Consider the following 16,928-nt stretch of genomic DNA (forward strand, 5'->3'; position numbering starts at 1 on the left):
CCGTTTCAATCGTCGAGCAGACCTGTGCGCTCTGATTCCTCGATTACTCAAAGCCGTGATGCAGGCTAAACCTTGTCCAAGAGGGGTATTTCAAGCCTCAATTGAGCAAGAGACATAATCAGGTTAATTTAAACCTGCGCTAAGTTTTATTAATGATGGCCGCCTTGGGCGGTTTTTTTTCGCCTATCGATTTTGGAATCCTATGCAAGAACATGAAAAAAACCTGATCTGGCTGCTCTTGCTGGGGGCCGCTATTGGCCTGGGCAAGCTACTTGTCTCTCAAGAAGAGCTCACGATCCGTTTAGTGATTGGCCGCTCAATTTTAGGTAGTGCAACTACTGCCGTGGCCGGTGCGCTGCTGATCCAAATCCCAAATCTGCCGACGCTGGCGCTAATGGCTGTGGGCTGCGCATTAGGCATTACCGGCGCTCAGTTCCTAGAAATGTGGCTGAAGAAACAAGTTTCAAAAATAAAGGGCTGATATGAACTTATTACTAAAACGAGATTTCTTTACCCCAGAATCCACTACTGGCGTTCTCTCGATCGATGGCGTGTTTCAGTGTTTTGTCTTGGAGGATGTAGATAGAAAACTAGAAACAGGCGGGGCCAAAATCCACGGGCTGACAGCGATTCCGCGAGGGATTTACCCGCTTACAATTACCTATAGCCCGCGCTTTCAGAAGCCCTTGCCGCTATTGTCGGGCGTGTCGGGATTTGATGGCATTCGTATTCACTGCGGCAATACAGATGCAGATACCGAGGGCTGCTTACTGGTGGGTAATGCCCGCTGGCTGAATAAAGTGGGTGGCTCGCGCATCGCTTTTGATGCGTTGTTTACAAAAATCAAAGCGGCACTTGATCGTAAAGAAAAAGTGACGATTGAGATTAAATAAGCCGTCGTAATTACTTAGTTATCCACAGTTTCAGTGGGTAACACAGTGAGTCATATTGCTGTAACTCAATCGACACAAGCGCTCTTCGGGGCGCTCTTTTTTTAGGCAAAACATGACATTTATTCAAAAAATATTAATTGGCTTAGCGCTGCTGTTTGGTGTTTTTGGGCTGGGCATGGCAACAGGCTGGCATTACGGCGCTGGCCGTATTCAGTCGCAGTGGAATTTAGCGCTCGCAAATTCAGAAAAAGCAGTGGCCACCATACAGCTAAATGACGCGGTGGCCACGGTGCAGGTGGTTACAGAATACGTCGATAAAGTGCGCATCGTGCGCGAGCAGGGCCAAACCATAATCAAAGAGGTGCCGATCTATGTTACTCAAGAAAACGATGCTGCTGCTGTTATCAACAATGGCTTTGTCAGCGTGTGGAACGCCGCAAACAGTGGTCTACCGCCCGAAGCCCCCGGAGCTGCTGATGCGGCCTCCAGCGGGATTAAGCTCTCTGAAATTGCAGAGCAACACGGCATCGAGGCCGGTTACTGCAGAGAAGTCGAGCAACAGCTGACTGCTCTGCAGGGGTGGTTGATTACTGTGCAGGACTGATTCTATCCAGTAGCTCACCGCTTAGCGGCAGCGAGCGCTTAGTTTGAGTATCAAAAAACACCAGTTTTAACCGGGCTGAAAGTGCCACTTTCGGCCCCTTCATAATGTCTTGCACCACCCACGCTTCGGTGCTGGGCACTCCATCCCATTGCGTAACCACGCTCAGCTCATCATCTGGCCCGCATGGCCGCTTGTACTGAATGCGCGAGAATTCCGCTACCACCGCACCAATATTGCGCTCATTAAACCAAGCCTTGCCGTGCGCATTCCAAAAGTCTGTACGGGCTTGCTCTAAAAACTCCTGGTACCGCGCGTTATTCACATGCCCATAGGCATCGCAGTGAAAGCCTTGTACGAGAATTTTTGTTTCTGTTTTGATCATTGAAGTCTCTTTAATAAATTACCAAAGTTTTTCTGCTAAATCGCTAGCGCGTAAATTCGCATAGCGTTTGAGCATGCGCAAATCTTTGTGGCCGGTGATTTTTGCAATTTGAATGTCTGAAAGCGTGGTGCGCTCGTAAAAGCGGCAAGTGCCTTCATGGCGTAAATCATGAAAATGTAAATCTGGGCAGCCTGCTGCCGCAAAAACCCTAGCAAATTGCGCGGAGAGTTTTGCCGTGGTTTTGCGCCTTTCCAGCGCTGTGGCGCTGGGCCACGGGAAAAATGCCCCAGCAGTGAATTGAAAGCCCTCCATGCCGCGTTCGCCCGTTTTAACGAGATGAATATATCGGTTTAATATTTCTTTGGCTGTGCTGGATAGAGGCACTTGTCGTTTATCGCCATTTTTAGTTTTATCTAAAAAGATGGTTCTTTGCGGCAGATCGATTTGCGCATATTCCAGCGTAAACATTTCACTGAGCCGCATCGCGGTTTCTGGGGCTAGCTCAAAAATACATTCCAGCGCGGCCTGCCATGTTAGCGCCAGCGGTCGCTCTTTACTTGCTGGTTTTTCTTTGTTCAAAATAGCTTGGCATAGTGCCAGCTCTTTAGCGCTGGGCCTGCGGTCGCGCTCTTCGGCGATCGGCACGGCAATGCCTTGCATTTCTACTGCATTCGCGTCGTCGTCGTTATATTTTGCGTAACTTTTGGGGAGTGAGCGCAGCGGATTGACGGCTAAAGAGGCATAGTGCCTGCGCGTCATCCAGTCGAAGCATCTGGCCAGCGCCCCCACATAGTGGCGAATCGTCACTGGGCTGAGTGCTTTTTCTTGTTTCATCTGGGAGATCCAGCGCTCTGCCCACGGGTAATCAATGCTTGTTAGCCGTGTGGCACCAATGCCATCGGTGATGCTTTCCAGTCGGTTTAGTAGCCGGATATCTGTGTCCGGCACGGCAATGGCTTTTTGATAGGCCCGAATCGCGTCTCTGACGGTGAGTAAATTCATGCCGTGCTCTGCCAGCTCTTGGGGGAGAATCCCCCGCTCTAAGAGCGCTTCTAGTTTAGCTATATAGGCGTCGCCTTCTGCTTCATCAGAGAAGGTAAAAGTGAGAGGCTTAGGCAGTAGTTTTTTGCACCTGACGGCGTATTCCCAAGAATTATTGCGCTTTCTTTTGCCGGCCATGATTAAATTCACCCCTGTTTATAAATTCGCGTAGACCACCAACACGACTAATCAAAAAATGGCATGCCATTTTTTAAGGGGAATAATAGGCTATTTCAGGCTGTTGTTGGCTGTTTTTTAGAGATATTTACATAACCGTAAGGCGCTGACAGGAACGCCAGGCAAAGAAAAAGCCCTGAATAATCAGGGCTTTAACGGTCTTGCTTATGGAGGCGGAGGCCGGAATCGAACCGGCGTAGACGGCTTTGCAAGCCGCTGCATAACCATTTTGCTACTCCGCCATGGTTACTTAAATAAAGGGTTCTTTCTTTATTCTTAAAATTTGGAGCGGGAAAAGAGACTCGAACTCTCGACATCTACCTTGGCAAGGTAGTGCTCTACCAACTGAGCTATTCCCGCATAGGGCAATACTACATGAAATGGAGCGGGAAAAGAGACTCGAACTCTCGACATCTACCTTGGCAAGGTAGTGCTCTACCAACTGAGCTATTCCCGCATCTATCATGCATCTTACAAGACTCAAAATAAGTGGAGCGGGAAAAGAGACTCGAACTCTCGACATCTACCTTGGCAAGGTAGTGCTCTACCAACTGAGCTATTCCCGCATCTTATTTTAAGATCTACAACGGTACTCTGTATTTGCTGGAGCGGGAAAAGAGACTCGAACTCTCGACATCTACCTTGGCAAGGTAGTGCTCTACCAACTGAGCTATTCCCGCATCGCGTTTTTATTGCGTTTTCTTTTCTGTCGTTGCACCAGAAGAGGAGTCGCATTATGAAGATGGCCCCTCACTTCGTCAAGTACTATCTACGTATTTTTCTGCTAGAAAGCTTATCGAATAGATAGTGTCTTGATATTTAAAGGCTAATAAGTCTGCTTATGTTAACCTTATACCTGCTGATGCTTGCCAGGGATACTGGTGATGATGTTTGTCATTAGCAAACCTTTATTTTTTATGCTGCCGAGATGACGGCGGCGTCTACATCGGAGGACTTCCCGTGTCTAAACGTATTGTTACGCTTGCTCATTATTATACCCAACCAGAAATCCAACAAATGGCCGATAAAGTCGGCGATAGCTTAGAGCTGTCTCTTTATGCCAAAGAATGCGGCGCCGATGTCATTGTGTTTGCTGGTGTGCGTTTCATGGCTGAAACCGCCAAAATTTTAAACCCGCAGGCCGAGGTGATTTTGCCTGCGAGTGGCTCAACCTGTTCCTTAGTTACCCAAACCGATGTAAAAGCCTTACAAAAATGGCGAGAAGAGCATGCAGATTACGTGCATGTTTCTTATATCAATTCCTCTGCCGAGCATAAAGCGATATCGGATTGGATTGTAACCAGCCGCAATGTAGATGACATTATTGCCAGCCTTTACGCTGAAGGTAAAAAAGTAGCGTTCTCGCCAGACCGCAATATGGGGGCCTATTTAAACTTCCAGTACGGCTACGATATGCCGCTGTGGAGCGCGGTGTGCGAAGTGCATGATAAGTTTAACCAAGCTGCGCTGGATGAGGCGTTTGCGGCGGTTAAAACGGCTAAATACCTGATTGCCCATCCAGAAAGCCCACTGCCCGTGCTGCAGCAGGCCGATTACGTAGGCTCTACTTCTGGCATGCTGAACTGGATTAAAGCGTTTAATAAAGAGCCAGATGCGGTGATCTTTGTCGCGACTGAAGACGGCATTCTCTACAATATGGGTCTTGCTCGTCCTGACTTAAATATTAAGCAAGCGCCAATTTATGCGGGCTGTCAGTGTAATTCATGCCCATATATGAAGATGAACACCATCGATGCGGTGAAGCGTGCCCAAGCGGGTGAGGGCACACGCATTGATTATCTGACTCCTCAGCAAATGGATGATGCCCGCTTGCCGATCGAGCGCATGCTGGAATTCTCCAAGCGTTATTACCAATAAGCCTTTGAGCAAGCTGAAAGTGCCTATGCGTAATCAATAAGCGGGCCTTTTGTATGAATCGCTAGCCGCCTGCTGAGTTTTTACTTGGCAGGATTTTGCTGGCGATTTGTTTTTTAAAACGCATTATTAGCGTTTGAAACATTAACAGGGGGGTGATAATGCTGGATTACCTTGTGTTTATTGGGCGCTTTCAACCCTTTCATTTAGGGCATTTGCAGGTCGTAAAAGCTGCTTTAGAGCGTGCAGGCAAGTTAATTGTAATTTGCGGCTCGGCTCGCCAAGCCAGAAACCCACGCAATCCGTGGACGGTGCCTGAGCGCGAGGCGATGCTGCGCTCGGCTTTGCCAGCAGAGATGCAAGATCGCGTGTTTGTGGTGGGCTGCTCAGATCGAATGTACAACGATCAGCAGTGGGTGACCGAGGTGCAAAGCCTCGTGGATAAGGTGATTGCGGTAGATAACGCTAGCCTAGGTAGTCGCGAAGCACAATTTAAAGTGGGCATCGTGGGCAGCAGCCGCAGCAAGCACACCTATTACCTTGATCTTTTTCCTCAGTGGCTCAGGGTGGAAGTGCCAGAAATGATCGGCATCCATGCCTCACAAGTGCGGCGTAATCTATTTGCACAAGGTGGGGCAGGGCTATGCGCCGATAAACTGCCCGCACCCGTCTATCAGCATCTACAGCTGTTTCGCCAAGGTGAGATTTACGCCAATCTAGAAGCTGAATGGTGCTTTGTGCAGGATTATCGTAAGGCATGGTCGACGTGTCCCCATCCCCCCACTTTTGTGACGGTTGATGCGGTGGTGATTCACTCTGGGCATATCTTGCTGGTGCGGCGCAAAAATCTGCCAGGGCGCGGGCTGTGGGCGCTACCGGGTGGCTTTATTAATCAAGATGAGCTGGTAAAAGACGCGGTGATTCGTGAGCTGCGTGAGGAAACGCGCTTAAAAGTACCTGCGCCGGTGCTGGCAGGCTCGATTCGCTCTTCACGGGTATTTGATCATCCGCATCGCTCTTTACGTGGTCGAACGATTACTCATGCTTTTTTGATTGAGCTGACGCCGACGGGTGAAGGTTTACCCAAGGTGCGCGGTGGTGATGATGCCGATCGTGCTAAATGGGTGCCGCTATTTGAGTTTAACCGCATGGAAGCAGAGCTATTTGAAGATCATTTTTATATTGTGAATTGGTTTTTGGGGCAGATTTAAACCATTAAGCACTCGTTATCTAGTGAGGTATTAAGACGATGAAAGTGATTGAATTAATCAATAAAGAATTTTGGGATGTGATTTTTTCTGATTTCGATCTTGGTGAGTATAGTCATGATGCGGTAATCGAGTACGCCGCCACAGGCATCGAGATTGACTTGCAAATGGGATACATTTTTTTTGAAAATGAGGCCGAAGACACGGATGTTGTTATCCATTCATCAAGTGCTAGGTTAAATAAAGTAATTGGTTTAAATGGTGGAGAATTCGTTCAGTATGAATTGGATGATGACGATATTGTGATTGCATTTGCTCTGCCTTTAACGGCTAATAGCGAGGTGATTTGGAAAAATAAAATCAACGAGCAATTTAGTCCTTTAATTAGCTCTGAACGTATTTTTTTATTGGCGGCGCAAATATTATTGAATCAATCTGCGGCAGCAATAGTATCGAGTGTTTTAAAAGAGATGGGCGAGTTCTGATTGCATGCTCTCTAAAATTAGGGCAATTGAGCAGGCAATCCTATCAACTTAAGGCACTGTTGGGCGTAATGATTGCTTCACCGCTAAGCGATAACAATTCTGGCGCGTGGTGTCATTGTTTTATGTCATACAAAAACTTACCTGATTATGTCCCTTTATGCCGATCATCTCAGGTAAACAACAAAAAATGAGCAAGAGACATAATTAGTAAAACTTATTTAATCAAACAATAAGGTTAGATAAAGCAATGCCCCAAATCATTCTAAAAATGATCTGGGGCATTTTTATTCGTAGCTGCTTGGTTTAAAACTGTAATTTGCGGCGGCGATACACTAGGGCGCTGATTCCAAGGCCGAACAATACGCTAGTCTCTGTGCTGACTAAGTCCGTGTTGCTACCAAGGTGGCTTAAGCTTATGTTTAAGCTTGCCCTGTGTAGCCCTTGTTTTAGGGAGGGTTCAGCAGCAGTGCGTGCCAAATTAAAGCTGCCTTTCATATTTTGTTCATTACTCAGAGCCTTAGGGCTACTGGCATGAAGTGATTCAAACTTTTCATGTGAAGTCAGAATGTGAGCATGGCTCTGGCTGGCCAGCAAAAAGCTTAAGGCTAAAAAGAGCATACGCATTGCTGATTTTTCTCCGACTGAAGCATTTAAAATTTAGGGTTATTTATTACTTAATATTGTCTGCTCCTTAATCAAGGCTGACAATGGTAATTATTACAATACGCTTTCCTTTTTTGAAAAGTACTGTATTCCTTACGCTGGTAAGTTGTTTTAGTGGATTTATGACGTAAAAAAGCCTGCATCACGGGATGCAGGCTGGTTGTGTTTTTACAGCTTATTTAACAAGCTCTAAAGGTACTGGAATGTTTTTTTCCGGGGTTTGGCCATCAATAATTTTTTTGGCGGCTTCAATCCCCATTTTACCGATCAGCTCAGGTTTTTGTTGTACGGTTGCGGCCATGCGGCCCGCTTTAACTGCAGCAACGGCATCAGTAGTTGCATCAAAGCCGACAACGATTACGTTTTTCAAGCCTGCAGCTTCTAGTGCCTGTACTGCGCCCAGCGCCATTTCGTCGTTATGGGCAAACACGGCTTTAATCTTTTTATTCCCTTGCAGAATGTTTTCCATGACTGATAGGCCCTTGGCACGGTCAAAGTCTGCAGGTTGCTTGGCGGCTACTTTTACGCCTTTTTCTGCATCCACCACAGCATGAAAGCCTTGGCCACGTTCACGTGCGGCGGAGGAGCCTGCAATGCCTTCTAGCTCAGCAATTTCGCCTTGCTTACCGATTTTTTCTAGCAAGAATTCAGCCGCCATTTTGCCGCCTGCCACGTTATCAGAGGCAATATGGCTGGCGATTTCGCCGCCATTAATGCTGCGATCAAGGGTAATCACTGGGATGTGCGCTGCGTTGGCTTGTTTTACTGCAGAAACAACGGCATCAGAATCGGTAGCGTTGATCAGGATGACTTTGACTTTTTTCTGAATTAAATCTTCGATACTGGCAATTTGCTTGGCCGCATCGTCTTGCGCATCCACGGTGATCAGCGTTAGGCCATTGGCCTTGGCGGCTTCTTCTGCACCTTGTTTTAAGGTAACAAAGAAGGGGTTGTTTTGGGTAGAAATGGCAAGGCCAATGGTATTGCTGCCCGCTGCCGCAACTGCGGGGGCCGATGCAGCAGGTGCCGCACTTTCTGGGCCTTGTTTAGAGCAGGCGGAGAAGGCAAGTGCCATAGAGGCGATAAGGAGTGGTTTGAGCCAGGTTTTCATAATTAAAGCCTTGTGTGTGTGGGTAAAAACATCAACATCAGCACTTAGCGTATTTTTTCGCTTTTAAGTGTGTTTAGCTATGGCAGTTTCAGGTGGGTTCACCTTATTCGCCTTTTATTTCTTTGCACTTCTATCCAGTAATACTGCCAGCAGAATGACACTACCTTTAATGACTTGCTGGTAGAATGATGACACAGATAGTAAGTTTAACCCGTTATTAAGTACACCAATTAATACTGCGCCAATCAGCGTGCCAACAATCCAGCCTCGGCCACCGGATAAACTGGTGCCGCCTAATACCACCGCAGCAATCGCATCTAGCTCATAGCCCATGCCTGCATTGGGTTGGGCGGAGTTCAGTCGAGACGTGAGAATAATCCCCGCAAGGGCAGATAAGCCGCCAGAAAGCGTATACACCCACAGTTTGACGCGGTTTACTTTGACACCAGATATCAGCGAGGCCTCTTCATTGCCACCCACTGCATAGACATGGCGGCCAAACACGGTTTTTTTCAGCACAAACCACAGCGCTACAAAGGCGAGCGTGGTGGTGATCACTGGCACAGGAATCAGATTGGCGATATAGCCCCCGCCCAGCATGGCGAAAAAATCGCTATTAAAGCCGGTAATCGGGCGGCCATCTGAGGCCACGAGTGCTAAGCCGCGAAATACCGTCATGGTGCCCAAAGTAGCAATAAAGGGAGCGACCTTGCCACGGCTGATAATCAGCCCATTAACCGCACCCAGCGCCGCACCGGCTAAAACGCCGCATAGCGTAGCAAGGATTGGGTCCATTCCTGCCGCCATCATGCTGGCAATGGCAATAGAAGATAGCGCCAGCACGGCACCTACGGATAAATCAATCCCGCCAAGCAAAATCACAAAGGTCATGCCAAAGGCGATCAGTGCATTAATCGATACTTGGCGTAGCACATTGAGTAGATTATTGACGGTTAGAAAATCACGGCTCATTACCGATAAAACGCTAGATATAAGCAGTAAGGCGAGTAGGGGGCCAAGTTTTTGTAGTGTGGCTTTTTGCTGAGCATTCATTCTTATTGCCCTCCGGTTGCTGCATGCATAATGGATTCTTGGGTGGCGGTTTTGGCGTTGAATATTCCGGCGCTGCTGCCTTGGTGCATCACAAGGATGCGATCGCTCATGGCTAGCACTTCGGGCAGCTCAGACGAGATCATTAAAATTGCCACGCCATTGGCGGCCAGTTGATTAATGATGTGGTAAATCTCTGCCTTGCCACCCACGTCTACACCACGGGTAGGCTCGTCTAAAAACAGCACTTTGGGCGCAATGCCCAGCCATTTGGCAAACACCACTTTTTGCTGATTACCGCCGGAAAGTGATTTCACTTCTAAATCGGCATCACGGGTGCGGATAGATAATTTGGCAATGAGCTCGCTGACATTTTTATCCTCGGTCTGGCTATCAACCACGCCCCAGTGGCTGGGCGCTTTAGTTAGGCTGATGTTTTCTTTGACAGATAAACTCAGTACTAAGCCTTGGGTTTTTCTATCCTCCGTGACATAGCCAATGCCGTGAGAGATGGCCTCGATGGCCGAGCGGCAGTGAATAGGCTCTCCATCCAACCAGACTTTGCCAGCAGATCTGGCCGCTAGGCCAAATAAGGTATGGGCAATTTCACTGCGTCCTGCACCCATTAAACCCGCCACGCCAAGCACTTCGCCTTGGCGAATCTCAAAGTTGATATCACTGATGGTGCGGGTATCGCATAAGCCCTCAACCTTAAAGCGCACGGGGCCAAGCGTGTTGCTACGTGCTGGATAGCGATCGCTAATTTCACGGCCAACCATCATTTTTACAATTTCATCAAAGCGGGTTTCTTTAATCACGCGGCTGCCAACAAATTGCCCATCACGCAGCACCGAGATCCGGTCGCAAACCTGAAAGATTTCTTCCATGCGGTGGGAAACATACACAATACCTACGCCACGCGATTTTAAATCGTGCATCAGTGTAAACAACACTTCGGTTTCTTTGTGGCTGAGCGCTGCCGTTGGCTCATCCATAATCAGCACTTGGGCGTTCAGCGACAACGCCTTGGCAATCTCAACCATTTGCTGTCGGCCTACGGATAAGGTGCCCGCTTCTTGGTTAGGATCGATATTGTGTATGCCAAGTAGCGCCAGAAACTCTAAACACTGCGCATGCATTTCAGCTGATTTAAGCAGGCCGCCACGGGTTTTTTCACGGCCCAAAAAGAGGTTTTCTACCACCGATAATTGTGGGATCAGGTTTAGTTCTTGATGAATAATGGCAATGCCCAGTGCCTCTGCTTCTTTGGGGCTATGGATATGCACTTCACGCCCATCCACATGAATACGGCCAGCGTCGCTTGGGTAAATGCCGGTAAGGATCTTCATTAGCGTGGATTTACCCGCGCCATTTTCGCCCATTAGCGCGTGGATTTCGCCGCGTTCCAGCGCAAAATCCACCCCTTCCAGCACCTTTACTGGGCCGAAAGCTTTATTAATGCCTTGCATTTGGATCAGCATACGAAAGCCTTGGTTTTTAATGAGTGACGGTTGTTTAAAACATGAATACATAAAAATATTAGGTGTATATACAAACCCAGATCTTGAAACACGGAGGACACAGAGAACACGGAGTCTCACGGAGAAAAAATATGAGAGAAAACACTGTGCTCATGAGGTTTAATTCGACACGAAGCAGATGCCACAAAAACTCAAGTAAAAGCACTCTTTTAGGTTTTCTTCGTGTACCTCTGTGTCCTCCGTGTTTCAAGATTTGGGTTTAGGGCGGTACTAAGCCTTAAAAAATCACCCCTGAATGCAGGATGATATTGGCGTAAGGCGTGGCTTCGCCGGTGCGGATCACAGCTTTGGCCTTGTGGCAGAGCTGTTTGAATTCTTCATGGCTGACAAAATCAATGCTAATACCTGACGATTGCATGGCCTCTGCTTGAGCTGCAACTGTTGGATTGGTAGCAAGGCATTCTGTGGCAAATACCGCACGCTCTACCTGCATGTCGGTGAGGATTTCTTGCAGCGTGTCTACAAAGCTAGGCTGGCCAAGTTTGAGTGCCAGATCGATGCGCTCTACATGATCTGGAATTGGCAGCCCGCAATCGGCAATCACAATGCTATCGGTGTGGCCCAATTGGGCAAGAACGCGAGCGATGTCGCTATTTAATATGCCGTGCTTTTTCATTTATTGATTCTTTAAAAATTGTTCAAGTTCTGTAAGGGTCGGCATGCCGCCCTGTGCGCCGTGACGCGTCACCGACAATGCGCCTGCTGCGCTAGCCTTGCGGGTGGCTTCTGCAATGCCCTGATGCCAAAAGGTAGCGAGCGCGCCATTAAACGTGTCGCCTGCGCCAGTACTGTCCACTAATTCCACCTTAAAACCTGCTTGATGCTGCAGCTGTCCATTTTGATTAAACCAAGCGCCATCGCTGCCCTTGGTCATCACCGCCGCGTGCTGAGCCAATACTTTTTTCCAATCGCCCGCGGGTTCGCCCAGTGATTGAAGTAGCTCAAACTCATTGGGGGTGAGCAGGGTGCAAAGCGCCAGTAATTCGGCAGGCAGCACTTGTGCGGGAGCAGGGTTCAGAAAAAAGGGCTTGCCGTGCTTTTGCGCCAACTGCGCCGCAGCCATCACGCTGGCTAAGGGGATTTCTAGCTGAGCAAGAATCACATCGGCATCGATAAATGCCGCTTCGGCAGCTTGTACATCGCTTGGGCTGAGCTGATTATTCGCGCCTGGTACCACCACAATGGCGTTATCGCCTTGGCAAAGCGTAATCAGCGCCACGCCGGTAGCGGTGTCTGGGCTGGTTTTTAGCCAACGGGTATCAATCCCTTCTGCCGCCAAGCCTGCAGTGAGCATTTGGCCAAATTCATCATTTCCAACACAGCCCACCATTACAACCGATGCGCCAAGGCGCTGCGCAGCCACGGCCTGATTGGCTCCTTTGCCACCCCGATGGGTAGAAAATTGCTCGCCAAACAGCGTTTCGCCCATGCGAGGAAGCTGCTGGCTATGGACGACTAAATCCATATTCATGCTGCCAACGACGACTATTTTTGTCATGCTGCACCCTTATTTATGCTGATTGCTATGTGATTTGCGAGCAATGCTAAACCGTACGCAGCAAATAATATAGATCTAAATCAAGAAAATGTAGTGCTTTTGAATAAACTACGGGATTTTCCTGATGAGCGCTGTTTGGGGCCGTTTAGACAAGAGCAGGGGGAAACGACTTCCCGAGTATGCCTCTTGCTCATTTTTGTGCTTTACCTGAGATGCATCGACATGCAGGGAGATAAGCCTTAGGGGCGCAGCACATTGGCCTATATGCAATATATGGCTTGGTTTGAGCAAGAGACATAATCAGGAACTACTTTGAAAAGAATGAGGCGTGCACAGAGTAGGTGCAGCTGCGGCAGAGCGCGCCATTGCAGATATGATTGGAATGGAAATGGCTTGGGCTAAAGGCATCGTCGATGAAATAAATATCACAGAGCGATGCCGCAAACGGGCGATCGTTCTTATTCAGCAATTTCTACCCGATTTCGCCCAGCAGCTTTTGCACGATACAGCGCAAGATCGGCTCGATGTAGCGCCGCTTCAAAACTTTCATTTTCTAGCCGCTCTGCCACGCCAAAACTACAGCTTAGGCTGCTGCCAGTTGGCCAGCTTTGGCTAAATAGCCAGAGGCGCAGTTTTTCTGCGAGCTGCTTGGCTTGCGCCAAAGCACTGTGCTGACATATCAAGACAAACTCTTCTCCACCTAAGCGAATGAGTTGTTCGCTGGGACGAATTTGCTGTTGAATATGTTGAGTAAGCAGGCAAAGCACTTGGTCACCGATTGCATGGCCATAGTTATCATTTATTTTTTTAAAGTGGTCGATATCAATAAAAATAATGCTGCTGAGCGTATTGGGCGGCTCATTGGCAAGTATTACACTGAGCCCTTCTCGATTAAATGCCAAGGTCAGCGGATCACGCATGCTGCGTTCTGTGAGTAATTGATTTGTTTCTTTTAAATGTTCTTGTGCGTTTTTTAAGGCCTGTTGCTGCTTATTGCTATGCTGTAATGCCTGCATAGCACGGCGTAATTCAGTAATTAGCCAGCAGGCAGCACTGGCCCCCCATAATAGAAGAAGTAATAATTGCAAAGTATTATTACTAATCCATTTTCCGTGTAATTCGATATAGGCCAGATCAATTTGATGATTTATTCTTTTTGGGTAAAGGCCACTAGCAACCCGAATTTCCCGAATATTACTAAATTCATTATCGGTCCATTTTGGGGGGATTTTTTTATCAGCAATCCACCATGAGGCTACATTAAATTGATTCCATTTCAAAGTATGCGTGCTCCAGCCCAGCGCTCCAGGTAGATAAATTTCGGTAAATTTTTGGCTGCGATAGTCCTCCTCCACGCTATATTCGGCATTGAAATTAATCAATACCAAATTGATTTGCTCTCGTGGATCTTGATAGCGGTATTGAATAGTAAGATCTGCGTATTTAGAGAAATCAATTCCCTGTTTGCCATGGCTCAAGTCCAGATCAATTGAGCAGTAAGGCGAGCGATGCCCTTCTTTAAGCTGGCAGTCTAAACGCCAGTATTTGGGGTTAGTGCTGAGTGAGCCTAAGCTTTTACCACCTTCGGTATCTCTATCGTCGCTAGCACTGACTTTTTTGAAATTGCTGGGGTCAAAGCGTAAATATAAATTCATGCCGTAGTGCTGCCAGAGTAATAAAGTGGCAGTCAGCACAATTAACAGGCCAAGCACAAAATGGATGGGTTGAAGAATACGCCACTGGGTGAGGATTTTCTGTGCGGGCATGTTCAAACCTTATCATTGCATTAGTTTGTAGTATCGATTTGAAACGCACAAATGGCTAGTCACTTGTTGAAATTAGCGGAGTATGCAAAACAGCCGTTAGGATGGTTTAGTCTAATCTTGCTATTGATTATGTTGATCGATATAAAAAGTGTGTGCTGCTTATGGTTAATGTGAATCTCGAAAAATCCATCTGATCTCATAATACTGCGTTGCGTTTTAAAAAAATATCATTACATATCAAGCATATGCAGCGTTAATTTTTTTAAAACGCGCCTTGTCTTATTTAAAAATATTCGAGGCCCCCTAATTTGATTGAATGGATAAGGGGCTTTGTTTTAAGATTTAGGGAAGATGGCTTTGTACCATCTTCCCAAGCCAAAATTATTATAAATTAATTTGCCCTTTCAGCCAAAGCGTTCTGCCAGGCTCCTTAATTTTGCTCGTTTGTAACAATCCACCAACCATCGCGCCAGCACGGCTGATGTGCTCCGCATAGCTGCGATTAAATAGATTATCGACACCGAGGCTTAGCTGGCTGTTTTTGCTTGGCTTATAAGCGGCGTTGAGCGAGAAAATCGTAAAGCCTGCCGTGCTGCCAGTATCTTGCCCAACGATATTACCCTTGCCCAGATCAACTCTATTTTGGGCTGCCACCGCACGGATCAAGCCGCCAATATTCCAGTTGGCTTCGTTCCAGCTGAGATTGATGCGGCTTTCCAGTGGGGGGATTTGGGCAAGGGCGCTGTGATCGGTCTGATTATTACCACGCACATAGGAGAGCGCTAACTCGCTTTTTAGCTTGGGGCTCAGTTGATAGGCCAGCCCCATTTCACCCCCCCAAGTGCTGGCGTCTACATTGCGGCTAATGGTTTTTGTGCCCATGCGCCCATTGGGCACGCCAGATTGAATCAAAATATAGTCGTCAATTTGGTTATAAAACGTCGAAGCGCTAAGCGATAAGGGGCCGTTTTGGTGGATTGCGCCAAGATCAAGCTGGCTGGTTTTTTCGGTGGCGGTGTTAAAGGCCGAATTGCTGTCTGCGCTTTGCTTGCTAATCAGCTCCCAATAATCTGGTGCGCGCTCGCTGCGGCCTAAGCCTGCGTAGACCATCGTGTCCGCACTGATATCTTGCTCAAAGCGCACAAAGCCGCTGCCCAGCATCTCATTGCGTTCTTGCTTGGCAGTTGCGCTGCTTTGGCGTTGATCATTGCCCTGCCAGAAATCGGCACGCGCGCCGCTAATCAGCCGTGATTGCTCGTTAATAAAGTAGCTAAATTCGGCAAAGACGCCGCTATTTTTAAAGCGGGCATCGTCGATACGTGGCTTATCTTGATAATCTTTGCCGGTGCGTAAGCTATGCTCATCCTGCTGGAAATCCAAGCCAGCTTTTAACTGACTATCATCGCTGGTATTTAAGGTGGCCATGATGCGTCCGCCCCAGGTTAGGCGGTCGGGATTACTGGCCATTTCCTTACCCAGTGTATAGGGGCGCAGGCTGTAGTTATCCATTACATGATCGATATAGGCATGTGAAAGCTGTGCTTCCAGCTGCTTAAGCCACGGTGAGATATTCTTTTTGCTGAATTTAAAGCTCAGGCTATTACGTGCAAACTGGCTGCCATCCATGCCGCGATCGGCGTAAGCAGCTTCGCCATCACTTTGGGTGGCGGAGAGCTGCAGGCGGGTATCTTCATCGGGCGTCCAGCCTAGGGTAAGGTTGGCACTGTGCCTTTGGTAGTTTGAATGCACGGCGTTGCCATCGCCATCCTTGTAATCATCTTGCTGGGAGTGGGTGGCAATCACGCTGACATCGGCCTTGCCATTGCCGGTGGAAACGTCGCTCATGGCATCTAAGCGGCCAAAACTACCGATGGTGAGCGCCGCATTGGCCTTGATATCACCCTGTGAAAACGATGCCGCTTTGCGCTCAAATAGTACTGTGCCTGCAGAATTCCCCGGCCCATAGAGTACGGTCTGTGGCCCTTTGAGTAGGCTTACCTTGTCATAAGAATCAGCAAAAATATAGGCTGTGGGTGGGTCCATACGGCCACCACATCCGCCTAGAATCTGCTCGCCATCTAGCAAAATATTGAGCCTAGAGCCTGCCATACCCCTAAATACCGGATCGCCATCAATCCCGCCTTTGCGAATCACATTCATACCCGGAATCGTTTTTAAAAAACTAGCCCCATCGGTGGCGGGCAAAGGCTGCTGCGGGTTTCTAGCATCAAACTCTACTTTTAACGCTTCTTGCATGGCAGGCGCAGTGACAATAACGGGGGAGAGTTGAATGGTTTCTGCATTGGCAAAGTGCGTTGAAAATGCGGAGCTTAATGCGAGGGCAATTATTTTTTTCATTGGTGAGCTTCAATCATTAAATTAATGTGTTGTTTGGAAATGAATCTATTTCTTAATAAAATAATACGTATGTATGCAAATGGGATGTTGAGCTAAATCAGCAGGAGATTAATTGAATCAAGTCTATTTTGTGCGAGCTGTGTGGGGTGGGTAAAGCCAATCTCATCCACTATAAGTGTTGAATTATCGTATGGCGGGTGCGACCCCATATGCGCTAACTCAAGTTACATAGAGCCTGAACTGTGCATGAAATGGCGCTAAACCTTGAACCACAGA

The 16,928-nt window shown here is 47.8% G+C and carries 16 protein-coding genes and 5 tRNA genes; 6 read left to right on the plus strand and 15 right to left on the minus strand.

What is annotated here, in order from left to right; translation table 11 throughout:
* Positions 1-202 precede the first annotated feature (202 nt).
* The 3 genes from R6242_RS14735 to R6242_RS14745 all read left to right on the plus strand — a co-directional run bounded on the left by R6242_RS14735 (position 203) and on the right by R6242_RS14745 (position 1,497).
* Complete coding sequence (locus R6242_RS14735) at positions 203-481, plus strand: hypothetical protein (RefSeq protein ID WP_318428129.1); 279 nt, start codon at positions 203-205, stop codon at positions 479-481.
* 1 nt (position 482) lies between these two features.
* Entirely contained in the window at positions 483-893 is a 411-nt protein-coding gene (locus R6242_RS14740; protein ID WP_318428131.1) for a DUF5675 family protein, read from the plus strand.
* Between the two features lie 112 nt (positions 894-1,005).
* Positions 1,006-1,497: a hypothetical protein gene (locus R6242_RS14745; protein WP_318428134.1), complete on the plus strand. Its 492-nt coding sequence runs from the start codon at positions 1,006-1,008 to the stop codon at positions 1,495-1,497.
* Here R6242_RS14745 and R6242_RS14750 read toward each other — a convergent pair.
* The 7 genes from R6242_RS14750 to R6242_RS14780 all read right to left on the minus strand — a co-directional run bounded on the left by R6242_RS14750 (position 1,481) and on the right by R6242_RS14780 (position 3,777).
* Positions 1,481-1,879 (minus strand): thioesterase family protein, encoded by a 399-nt coding sequence (locus R6242_RS14750; RefSeq protein ID WP_318428136.1) that lies wholly within the window; start codon positions 1,877-1,879, stop codon positions 1,481-1,483. The two genes, R6242_RS14745 and R6242_RS14750, sit on opposite strands and share 17 nt — an antisense overlap.
* 18 nt (positions 1,880-1,897) lie before the next feature.
* Positions 1,898-3,058, minus strand: coding sequence for a site-specific integrase (locus R6242_RS14755; protein ID WP_318428138.1), 1,161 nt, complete (start codon positions 3,056-3,058; stop codon positions 1,898-1,900).
* A gap of 207 nt (positions 3,059-3,265) precedes the next feature.
* Positions 3,266-3,339: transfer RNA gene (locus R6242_RS14760), tRNA-Cys, on the minus strand.
* Positions 3,340-3,381: 42 nt separating this feature from the next.
* Positions 3,382-3,457, minus strand: a tRNA-Gly gene (locus R6242_RS14765).
* A gap of 21 nt (positions 3,458-3,478) precedes the next feature.
* A tRNA-Gly gene (locus R6242_RS14770) sits at positions 3,479-3,554 on the minus strand.
* Between the two features lie 33 nt (positions 3,555-3,587).
* Positions 3,588-3,663, minus strand: a tRNA-Gly gene (locus R6242_RS14775).
* Positions 3,664-3,701: 38 nt separating this feature from the next.
* Positions 3,702-3,777: transfer RNA gene (locus R6242_RS14780), tRNA-Gly, on the minus strand.
* A 280-nt stretch (positions 3,778-4,057) separates the two neighbouring features.
* Here R6242_RS14780 and nadA point away from each other — a divergent pair.
* The 3 genes from nadA to R6242_RS14795 all read left to right on the plus strand — a co-directional run bounded on the left by nadA (position 4,058) and on the right by R6242_RS14795 (position 6,665).
* The gene (gene nadA, locus R6242_RS14785) at positions 4,058-4,975 is read left to right on the plus strand and encodes a quinolinate synthase NadA (RefSeq protein WP_318428140.1); all 918 of its coding nucleotides are present in this window, start codon (positions 4,058-4,060) and stop codon (positions 4,973-4,975) included.
* A 158-nt stretch (positions 4,976-5,133) separates the two neighbouring features.
* Complete coding sequence (locus R6242_RS14790; RefSeq protein ID WP_318428143.1) at positions 5,134-6,183, plus strand: bifunctional nicotinamide-nucleotide adenylyltransferase/Nudix hydroxylase; 1,050 nt, start codon at positions 5,134-5,136, stop codon at positions 6,181-6,183.
* Positions 6,184-6,221: 38 nt separating this feature from the next.
* Positions 6,222-6,665, plus strand: a complete 444-nt coding sequence (locus R6242_RS14795; RefSeq protein WP_318428145.1) for a hypothetical protein — start codon at positions 6,222-6,224, stop codon at positions 6,663-6,665.
* Between the two features lie 303 nt (positions 6,666-6,968).
* Here the strand turns inward: R6242_RS14795 and R6242_RS14800 are convergent, their stop codons facing one another.
* From R6242_RS14800 to R6242_RS14835, 8 genes are all read right to left on the minus strand, one after another.
* Positions 6,969-7,289, minus strand: a complete 321-nt coding sequence (locus R6242_RS14800) for a hypothetical protein (protein WP_318428148.1) — start codon at positions 7,287-7,289, stop codon at positions 6,969-6,971.
* A gap of 214 nt (positions 7,290-7,503) precedes the next feature.
* On the minus strand, positions 7,504-8,439 hold the full coding sequence (gene rbsB / locus R6242_RS14805; RefSeq protein WP_318428150.1) for a ribose ABC transporter substrate-binding protein RbsB: 936 nt from the start codon (positions 8,437-8,439) through the stop codon (positions 7,504-7,506).
* Between the two features lie 114 nt (positions 8,440-8,553).
* The gene (locus R6242_RS14810; RefSeq protein WP_318428153.1) at positions 8,554-9,492 is read right to left on the minus strand and encodes an ABC transporter permease subunit; all 939 of its coding nucleotides are present in this window, start codon (positions 9,490-9,492) and stop codon (positions 8,554-8,556) included.
* Between the two features lie 2 nt (positions 9,493-9,494).
* On the minus strand, positions 9,495-10,970 hold the full coding sequence (locus R6242_RS14815; protein WP_318428156.1) for a sugar ABC transporter ATP-binding protein: 1,476 nt from the start codon (positions 10,968-10,970) through the stop codon (positions 9,495-9,497).
* Positions 10,971-11,247: 277 nt separating this feature from the next.
* Positions 11,248-11,646 carry a D-ribose pyranase gene (gene rbsD / locus R6242_RS14820; protein WP_293932059.1) on the minus strand — a complete coding sequence of 133 codons (399 nt, stop codon included), beginning with the start codon at positions 11,644-11,646 and terminating at the stop codon, positions 11,248-11,250.
* Positions 11,647-12,528, minus strand: a complete 882-nt coding sequence (rbsK, locus tag R6242_RS14825; protein WP_318428159.1) for a ribokinase — start codon at positions 12,526-12,528, stop codon at positions 11,647-11,649.
* A 458-nt stretch (positions 12,529-12,986) separates the two neighbouring features.
* Entirely contained in the window at positions 12,987-14,294 is a 1,308-nt protein-coding gene (locus tag R6242_RS14830; RefSeq protein ID WP_318428161.1) for a GGDEF domain-containing protein, read from the minus strand.
* 384 nt (positions 14,295-14,678) lie between these two features.
* Entirely contained in the window at positions 14,679-16,652 is a 1,974-nt protein-coding gene (locus R6242_RS14835; RefSeq protein ID WP_318428164.1) for a TonB-dependent copper receptor, read from the minus strand.
* Positions 16,653-16,928 lie beyond the last annotated feature (276 nt).

This window comes from Iodobacter sp. CM08 (genome assembly GCF_033446605.1).
GTDB lineage: Bacteria > Pseudomonadota > Gammaproteobacteria > Burkholderiales > Chitinibacteraceae > Iodobacter.

Bases quoted from the DNA above. Each gene is read 5' to 3' on its own strand.
- R6242_RS14750 (WP_318428136.1), bottom strand. From the start codon at position 1,879: ATGATCAAAACAGAAACAAAAATTCTCGTACAAGGCTTTCACTGCGAT.
- R6242_RS14735 (WP_318428129.1), top strand. From the start codon at position 203: ATGCAAGAACATGAAAAAAACCTGATCTGGCTGCTCTTGCTGGGGGCC.
- R6242_RS14745 (WP_318428134.1), top strand. From the start codon at position 1,006: ATGACATTTATTCAAAAAATATTAATTGGCTTAGCGCTGCTGTTTGGT.
- R6242_RS14835 (WP_318428164.1), bottom strand. From the start codon at position 16,652: ATGAAAAAAATAATTGCCCTCGCATTAAGCTCCGCATTTTCAACGCAC.
- rbsB (WP_318428150.1), bottom strand. From the start codon at position 8,439: ATGAAAACCTGGCTCAAACCACTCCTTATCGCCTCTATGGCACTTGCC.
- rbsD (WP_293932059.1), bottom strand. From the start codon at position 11,646: ATGAAAAAGCACGGCATATTAAATAGCGACATCGCTCGCGTTCTTGCC.
- R6242_RS14790 (WP_318428143.1), top strand. From the start codon at position 5,134: ATGCTGGATTACCTTGTGTTTATTGGGCGCTTTCAACCCTTTCATTTA.
- R6242_RS14755 (WP_318428138.1), bottom strand. From the start codon at position 3,058: ATGGCCGGCAAAAGAAAGCGCAATAATTCTTGGGAATACGCCGTCAGG.
- rbsK (WP_318428159.1), bottom strand. From the start codon at position 12,528: ATGACAAAAATAGTCGTCGTTGGCAGCATGAATATGGATTTAGTCGTC.
- R6242_RS14795 (WP_318428145.1), top strand. From the start codon at position 6,222: ATGAAAGTGATTGAATTAATCAATAAAGAATTTTGGGATGTGATTTTT.
- R6242_RS14815 (WP_318428156.1), bottom strand. From the start codon at position 10,970: ATGCTGATCCAAATGCAAGGCATTAATAAAGCTTTCGGCCCAGTAAAG.
- R6242_RS14810 (WP_318428153.1), bottom strand. From the start codon at position 9,492: ATGAATGCTCAGCAAAAAGCCACACTACAAAAACTTGGCCCCCTACTC.
- R6242_RS14740 (WP_318428131.1), top strand. From the start codon at position 483: ATGAACTTATTACTAAAACGAGATTTCTTTACCCCAGAATCCACTACT.
- R6242_RS14800 (WP_318428148.1), bottom strand. From the start codon at position 7,289: ATGCGTATGCTCTTTTTAGCCTTAAGCTTTTTGCTGGCCAGCCAGAGC.
- R6242_RS14830 (WP_318428161.1), bottom strand. From the start codon at position 14,294: ATGCCCGCACAGAAAATCCTCACCCAGTGGCGTATTCTTCAACCCATC.